Source organism: Colidextribacter sp. OB.20 (assembly GCF_009911595.1).
Classification (GTDB): domain Bacteria; phylum Bacillota; class Clostridia; order Oscillospirales; family Oscillospiraceae; genus Lawsonibacter.
On sequence record NZ_QWKG01000005.1, the window covers coordinates 108,970 to 115,927 of the forward strand.

The following is a 6,958-nucleotide window of genomic DNA, read 5'->3' on the forward strand; positions in this document are numbered from 1 at the left end:
CCGCCGTAAGGCGGCGTCTCTTCGTTTTGGAGGAATATGATGCGACTGGACAAGTGGTTAAAGGTATCCCGGCTCATCAAGCGCCGCACCGTTGCCAACGAGGCCTGCGACAACGAGCGGGTGTCGGTCAACGGCCGGCCCGTCCGGGCCAGCTACGACGTGAAGGTGGGCGACCAGGTGGAGCTGCGCTTCGGGCAGAACACCGTGAAGGTGGAGGTGCTGGTGGTGGCCGACAATGTGGGCAAGGCGGACGCCGCCGCCATGTACCGGGAGATCGTATGAGAAAACGGCTGCTGTGCGTCCTGCTGGCGGCGGCGCTGGCCGCGTCCGCTGGCTGCTCCCGTTATGCAGCGGCCAAGGAGTTCAGTCTGTTCGCTATGGATACACTGGTCGATGTGACCCTCTATGCGGGGGAGCGGGGGGCGGTGGACAGGGAACAGGCAATCATGAGCGGTGCGGTCAGCAGTATGGAGAAGGCACTGTCGGTAACCCATGAGGACAGCGATGTTTTCCGCATCAACCGGGAAGCCGGCCGGTCGGGCGCTGCGGTGAGCGGCGAAACCATCGAGGTGCTGTCCAGCGCGCTGGAGCTGTGCGAGCTGACCGGCGGTGCGCTGGACATCACCGCCTACCCGGCGGTGAAGGCCTGGGGGTTCACCACAGAGGAGCACCGGGTCCCCTCCCCCGCCGAGCTGGAGGCGCTGGCAGCACAGATCGACTACGCCGCCGTGGAGCTGGAGGGGGACACCGTTACCCTCCCCGCAGGGATAGAGATCGACCTGGGGGCGGTAGCCAAGGGCTACGCTGGAGACTGGCTGGCCCGGGACGCCCGGGGAAATGGCATCACCTCTGCCCTGCTGAATCTGGGCCAGAGCACCATCGTGGCGGTGGGGAGCAAGCCGGACGGCTCCCCCTGGCGCATTGGGGTGGTGGACCCGGCCCGGCCGGAGAACTACTTCGCTGTGGTGGAGCTGGAGGACTGCGCGATGGGCACCTCCGGGGGCTACCAGCGGTATTTTGAACAGGACGGGGAAATCTACTGGCACATTCTGGACCCGGATACCGCCGCTCCCGCCCGGTCGGGGCTGGCCTCGGTGACGGTGGTCTCCCCCTCGGCGCTGACCTGCGACGGGCTGTCCACCGCCCTGTTCGTCATGGGACTGGAGGAGGGAGCCGCCTTCTGGCGGGACCACCCCGAGCTGGATTTTGAGGCCGTCTTTGTCACGGAGGAGGGAGAAATCTTCCGCACCGCCGGACTGGAGGGCCGCTTCTCCCTGGCGGAGGGCTATACCGACCGGGAGGTGACCGTGCTGGAATGAGGAGCAAAGTCATTGGGCTGCTGCTGATTGCCGCTGTGGCCGCCTCGGCGGGGTGGCTGCTGCTCCGGCGGGGGGACGTCCCCTCCCCCACCGCCCGGATTACCCGGGACGGGGTCCTGCTGGAGGAGATCGACCTGGATAAGGTGGCCGAGCCCTACTCCTTCACCCTGGAGGACGGGAGCGGGACCAACACTGTCCAGGTGGAGAAGGGCCGCATCCGGGTATCGGAGGCCGACTGCCCTGACCAGGTCTGTGTCAGCCAGGGGTGGATTTCCAACGGGACAGCGCCCATTGTCTGTCTGCCCCATAAGCTGATGATTGAGATTACAGGGACGGGGGGGGAGCTGGATGGGGCGGCCGGTTAAAGGGACGGGACGAATTACCCGGCTGGCCCTGCTGACCGCCATCGCCCTGACCATCTTTCTGGTGGAGGCCCAGATCCCGGCCCTCACCACAGTGCCGGGGGTCAAGCTGGGGCTGTCCAACATCGTCACGGTGTACGCCATGTTTGCCATGGGGCCGGGGGACGCCCTGCTGGTCCTGTCCGCCCGGGTGTTTCTGGGGGCGGTGTTCTCCGGGCAGATGATGACCTTGATCTACAGCGCCGCCGGAGGGCTTTTGAGCTGGTGCACCCTGTGCCTGCTGCGAAAGCTGTTTACCCGGGAGCAGATCTGGCTGGTCAGCCCGGCGGCCGCCATCTTTCACAACCTGGGCCAGCTGCTGGCTGCCGCTGCCGTGCTGCGCTCCTGGGCGGTGATGGCCTATCTGCCCTATCTGGTCATTGCCGCCGTCCTGGCCGGACTGTTTACCGGAATCGCGGCCCAGGCCCTGCTCCGGCGGCTGGAGCGGCTGAATAAATAATATAAAAAGAGGAGAAAAGCAATGGGAACTATTCGGAAGGGCGTCCCCAGGGACATCCCCCTGGTGGCGGAAATCTATGACCGTATCCTTGTCCAGGAGGAGACGGGCCAGGCGGTGATTGGCTGGGTCCGGGGCGTCTACCCCACCGAGGAGACCGCACGGGACGCTCTGGAGGCCGGGGAGCTGTTCGTTTTGGAGCGGGGGGGAACCGTGGCGGCTGCGGCCAAGATCAACCGGGTGCAGGTGCCCGAGTACGCCCTGGCCCAGTGGACCTGCCCCGAAGCTCCGCCGGATCAGATTATGGTGCTGCACACCCTGGTGGTGGACCCCCAGCAGGCGGGAAAGGGCTGCGGCACCGAGTTTGTGAAATTCTATGAGGACTATGCCCTGGAGCAGGGCTGTCCCTACCTGCGGATGGATACCAACGTGAAAAACACCGCCGCCCGGGCCCTGTACGCCAGGCTGGGCTATCGGGAGACGGGGATCATCCCCTGCGTCTTTAACGGCATCGACGGCGTCCAGCTGGTGTGTTTGGAAAAGACCCTGAAAAAATGAAGCAGCTATAAAAACAGCGGACCGTCTTACGGTCCGCTGCCCAGAAAAGAGAAAATCCAGCGCATAAAGCCCCCTCCCTTTGGCATACTAAGCCGGAAGGAGGGGATTTTTGTGTCCAGACAGGAGTCCAACGCCCCCCATCCCCGGCAGGAGCCCCGCATTCCCGGCCCGCTGTCCCTAGGGCGGCTGGAGGAGGTTTTCTCTGACTGCGTGGACTTCGCCAGGCGGGAGGTCTATCTCCACGGTGACAGCCAGCGGAGAGCGACGGTGTGCTACATCGACGGCCAGGCCCGGTCAGAGCGGCTGAATGACTATGTGCTGCGGCCCCTGGCCCAGGACCCTATGCTCGCCTCCGCCCCGGAGTCGGAGCTCTTCGACCTGATGGAGCGGGGGGCCCTCTACGCCCACGGGGCCAAGCGGGAGACCGAGCCCGACAAGGTGGTATTTGCCCTGATTGACGGCTCCTGCGCCCTCTTTCTGGAGGGGCGGGACGACTGCCTGGTTTTCCCTGTGGCCACTGAGGAGAAGCGCTCGGTGGGCGAGCCGGAGAACGAGCCCGCCCTGAAGGGGGCCCGGGACTCCTTTGTGGAGAGCCTGCGCACCAACACCTCTCTGGTCCGCCGCCGCCTCCGGGCTCCGGAGCTGAAAATCAGGGAGCACACCGTGGGCCGGCAGTCCCTCACCCCGGTGGACGTGCTGTGGCTCGACGGCATCGCAGACCCGGAGACGGTGGCCCTGCTGGAGGAGCGGCTGGAGGACATCGACATCGACGGGGTGGAGGCCGCCGGCAGCCTGGAGGAGTATCTGGTGGATTCCGCCCGCTCCCCCTTCCCCCTCATGCCCTATACCCAGCGGCCCGACCGCTTCTGCCAGGGCCTTCTGGAGGGCCGGGTGGGCCTGTTTGCCGACGGCATCCCACTGGGCTGGCTCCTACCGGGGACCATCGACCAGTTCTTCAAGACGGGCCAGGACCGGGCCTACCACTGGCTGGCCGCCTCTGCCCTCAGCGTCATCCGCTGGCTGTGCTCCCTTATCACCCTGCTGGTGCCCGGGCTTTATATCGCCCTGGTGACCTTCCACCCCGAGGCCATCCCCCCCAGGCTGGCCCTGTCCATTGTGGCCGCCAAGCAGGAGGTGCCCTTCTCCACCATCTTTGAGGTACTCATTATGCTCCTGGCCTTTGAGGTGGTCCAGGAGGCGGGGCTGCGTCTCCCCGGCCCCATCGGAGCCACCGTCTCCATTCTGGGGGGGCTGGTCATCGGCAACGCGGCGGTGGAGGCCCACATCGTCTCCCCCGCCGTCCTCATCGCCGTGGCCATCGCCGGGGTGGCGGGGTATACCGTGCCCTCCCAGGATTTTGGCAATGCCCTGCGGCTGTGGCGGTTTCTGCTGGCCATTCTGGCCAGCCTGGGGGGGCTCACCGGCCTGGCCCTGGGCTGCGCCGGGCTGATCTATCACCTGGCGGGGCTGGAGTCCTTCGGCGTGCCCTATCTGGCCCCCTTTACCACCGGGACCAGGGTGCCCCGGGGCCACCCCAGCCTCTTTCGCCTGCCTCTGCCCATGATGAAGTGGCGGGACGGCCCCATCCAGACTCAGAACAGGAGGAACCAGAGATGAAATACACCTGCGTAGGGGGCGGCCGACCTGCCGTCCCGCTTCTGGCAGCTATAACGGCGCTCCTCCTCACCGGCTGCTCAGGCCTGCCCACCGCCCGGGAGATGGGGGACATGGCCCTCCTGCGCACCCTGGGGGTGGACCCCTCCCCCGCCGGGGTGGCCGTCACCGGCTCCACCGGGCCGAGGGCCAAGGGGCTCCAGGCCGAGGGCCAGCCTGCCCTTACCCTGTCGGCCGACCGGGAATCCCTCAGCGGGGCCTGCCTGGCGATGCAGGGCCAGAGCGACAGCTATGTCTTTTTCGGCTATGTGGACCAGCTCCTCCTGGGACAGGAACTGGCCGGGGAGGGGATCCGCCCGGTGCTGGACTACTTCGCCCGGGACGCCGAGCTGGGTCTGGGGGCCCAGCTGTGGCTGGTCCGGGGGGCCACCGCCCGGGAGGCGGTGTCCGTCGGCGGGGACGAGGGGATCGACAAGCGGCTGGAGACCCTCCGGCATGACAGCGAGATGGGCATCGCATTGGTCACCCGCACCGCCGGAGAGGTGTATACCGACCTGCTGGAGCTGGGCTCCGCGTACGTCCCCGCCCTGTCCCTCTCGGGGGGAGAGAACAGCTTCCTTACTGAGAACGGCTATGGTGTGCTCAGGGGCTTCTCCCTGGCCGGATTTCTGGACGGCGACGCCGCAAGAGGGCTGGAGCTGCTGGCCGGAGGCCCCTGCGCCCATGTGATTGAGGCCGAGCTGCCGGACAATCGGGTGTCCGTCAAAATCAACTCCGCCTGCACCAAAAGCCGGCTGGAGTTTTCGGGGGATGCCCCTTCCCTGCTGGAGCTGACCTGCAAAATAGAGGCCCGGCTGACCGAGTACCGGAAGCGCCCGGAGGGAGAGGCGCTGGAGGAACTCCGGGCAGAGCTGGAGAGACGGGAGCGGGAGCGGATAGCGTCCGCCCTGAGCCGCCTGCAGGGCCTGGGGGCGGACTGCGCCGGCCTGGGGGCGAAAGCAGCTATGCTTCAGCCCGCCCGCTGGCAGACGTTTGAAGCGGACTGGCCCGAATGGTTCAGCCGGGTGCCGGTGAAGATACGGGTTGAGGTGAAAATTCTGTAGGGGCGGTCTGTGGCCGTCCGTCTGTAGGGCGCGACGACCCGGCGCGCCGCTGCGTCGGGAAAAGGGAACGGCGTGCCTGGTGGTCACACCCTACACATCATGCGGCGGCGAAAGGAGGTATCCCATGAAGGAGGACAAAATTTCCCGCACCCAGCTGATGGCTCTGCTGTGGGCGGGGGTAATGGCCCCGGCGGCGGAGCTGCTCCCCGCTCTGCTCTTGCCGGGGGCGGGCAGAGGGGCCTGGCTGGCCGTGGTCCTGTCCGCCCCCCTGGTGCTGGCGGCGGGCTGGCTGATGGGCTCCCTGGCCGGCCGGGAGGGTCTGGCCAGAGGAATCACCGAACTGCTGGGCCGGTGGCTGGGCGGAGGGGTCCTGCTGCTATATATAGTGTGGGCGCTGCTTCTCCTGTCCCTCCGTCTGCGGCTGTGCGCCCAGAGACTGCTGTCCTCCGGAGAGCGGGATGGCGCCCTGTGGTTCTTTCTGCTGGCGGCCGCGGCGGTTCTGCTGTGGATGGGCCGGGGAAAGCTGGCCGCCTTCGCCCAGGCGGGACAGCTCTTTCTGACGGCCCTGCTGCTCACCGGGGGGACGGTGCTGGTCCTGTCTCTCTTTCAGGCCAGGCCGGAACGGCTGCTCCCCCTGTGGTGGGCTGAGACCGGCCCGGTGCTCCGGGCCGCCCTGTCCGCCGCCGGGGTGATGGGCTGGGGGCTGTTTCTGCCCTTCCTGATGGGGGAGGTGCGGGACCAGGGGGAGAACCAGCACTGGCACTGGCTGTTCTGGGGGCTGGGCGGGGCCCTGCTGCTGGCGGCCGCTCAGGCGGTCATCCTGGGAAACCTGGGGGCGGCGCTGGCCGCCCGGCTGGACAACCCCTTCTTTGCCCTGGCTAAGAGCGTGGGGGTGGAGGGGGCCTTCCAGCGGGTGGAGGGGGTGGTCACCGCCCTGTGGACCTTCGCGGACCTGACTATGGGCGGGGTGCTAATATTTGCCCTTCGGGCTATGGCAGCCCAGCTGATGCCTGGGAGGGCTCTGCCCTGGGTCCCCTGGGGGGCGGTGCTGCTGGGGGCCGCGGGGGCGCTGCTCCTCTTCCCGGCTCTGGGCACGGCGGAGGAGTGGAACCGCCGGATGGTGCCGGCAGTCAATCTTTTCCTGGGGCTTCTGCTGCCGGCTGTGCTCTGCCTGCCCAAAGGGCTCAGGGCGGGGAGGAAAAAGTAGGGCATATCTTGTGGGGAGCGCCCGGTCAAGACCGAAGATATTGCGGCCGGAAAAAAAGACAAAAAAACTTTGAAAAAATCCAAAAAAATGCTTGACAAAGGGAATCGGGCGTGGTAATCTATGCAAGTCGCCCGGCAAGAGCGGCAGCGAGCCACAGAAGAGCCTGAGGCGGGCACGAAAAAAGGTTAAAAAAATCTGAAAAAAGTGCTTGACAAAGGCTTGAAGATGTGGTAAGATAATCCCCGCCGCTGAAAACGAGCGGCGTGCACCTTGTAAATTAAACAACGTGACAAACGAGA

The 6,958-nt window shown here is 66.3% G+C and carries 8 protein-coding genes; all 8 read left to right on the top strand.

Annotated features, from left to right (window positions below):
* The first annotated feature begins 39 nt into the window (after positions 1-39).
* Positions 40-282 (top strand): RNA-binding S4 domain-containing protein, encoded by a 243-nt coding sequence (locus D1641_RS01940; protein ID WP_160662721.1) that lies wholly within the window; start codon positions 40-42, stop codon positions 280-282.
* On the top strand, positions 279-1,319 hold the full coding sequence (locus tag D1641_RS01945; protein ID WP_201757192.1) for an FAD:protein FMN transferase: 1,041 nt from the start codon (positions 279-281) through the stop codon (positions 1,317-1,319). The genes D1641_RS01940 and D1641_RS01945 overlap by 4 nt, the downstream gene beginning before the upstream one ends.
* Positions 1,316-1,684, top strand: a complete 369-nt coding sequence (locus D1641_RS01950) for a NusG domain II-containing protein (RefSeq protein ID WP_160662713.1) — start codon at positions 1,316-1,318, stop codon at positions 1,682-1,684. The genes D1641_RS01945 and D1641_RS01950 overlap by 4 nt, the downstream gene beginning before the upstream one ends.
* A complete protein-coding gene (locus D1641_RS01955; RefSeq protein ID WP_201757193.1) occupies positions 1,668-2,180 on the top strand; it encodes a Gx transporter family protein in 513 nt (170 codons plus the stop codon). Before D1641_RS01950 ends, D1641_RS01955 begins: the two co-directional genes overlap by 17 nt.
* 21 nt (positions 2,181-2,201) lie before the next feature.
* Positions 2,202-2,735 carry a GNAT family N-acetyltransferase gene (locus D1641_RS01960; protein WP_160662714.1) on the top strand — a complete coding sequence of 178 codons (534 nt, stop codon included), beginning with the start codon at positions 2,202-2,204 and terminating at the stop codon, positions 2,733-2,735.
* A gap of 111 nt (positions 2,736-2,846) precedes the next feature.
* Positions 2,847-4,352, top strand: coding sequence for a spore germination protein (locus tag D1641_RS01965; protein ID WP_347707365.1), 1,506 nt, complete (start codon positions 2,847-2,849; stop codon positions 4,350-4,352).
* Entirely contained in the window at positions 4,349-5,452 is a 1,104-nt protein-coding gene (locus D1641_RS01970; RefSeq protein WP_160662715.1) for a Ger(x)C family spore germination C-terminal domain-containing protein, read from the top strand. Before D1641_RS01965 ends, D1641_RS01970 begins: the two co-directional genes overlap by 4 nt.
* Before the next feature lie 124 nt (positions 5,453-5,576).
* Complete coding sequence (locus D1641_RS01975; RefSeq protein WP_160662716.1) at positions 5,577-6,659, top strand: GerAB/ArcD/ProY family transporter; 1,083 nt, start codon at positions 5,577-5,579, stop codon at positions 6,657-6,659.
* Positions 6,660-6,958: the final 299 nt, after the last annotated feature.

Bases quoted from the DNA above. Each gene is read 5' to 3' on its own strand.
- D1641_RS01940 (WP_160662721.1), top strand. From the start codon at position 40: ATGCGACTGGACAAGTGGTTAAAGGTATCCCGGCTCATCAAGCGCCGC.
- D1641_RS01945 (WP_201757192.1), top strand. From the start codon at position 279: ATGAGAAAACGGCTGCTGTGCGTCCTGCTGGCGGCGGCGCTGGCCGCG.
- D1641_RS01950 (WP_160662713.1), top strand. From the start codon at position 1,316: ATGAGGAGCAAAGTCATTGGGCTGCTGCTGATTGCCGCTGTGGCCGCC.
- D1641_RS01955 (WP_201757193.1), top strand. From the start codon at position 1,668: ATGGGGCGGCCGGTTAAAGGGACGGGACGAATTACCCGGCTGGCCCTG.
- D1641_RS01960 (WP_160662714.1), top strand. From the start codon at position 2,202: ATGGGAACTATTCGGAAGGGCGTCCCCAGGGACATCCCCCTGGTGGCG.
- D1641_RS01970 (WP_160662715.1), top strand. From the start codon at position 4,349: ATGAAATACACCTGCGTAGGGGGCGGCCGACCTGCCGTCCCGCTTCTG.
- D1641_RS01975 (WP_160662716.1), top strand. From the start codon at position 5,577: ATGAAGGAGGACAAAATTTCCCGCACCCAGCTGATGGCTCTGCTGTGG.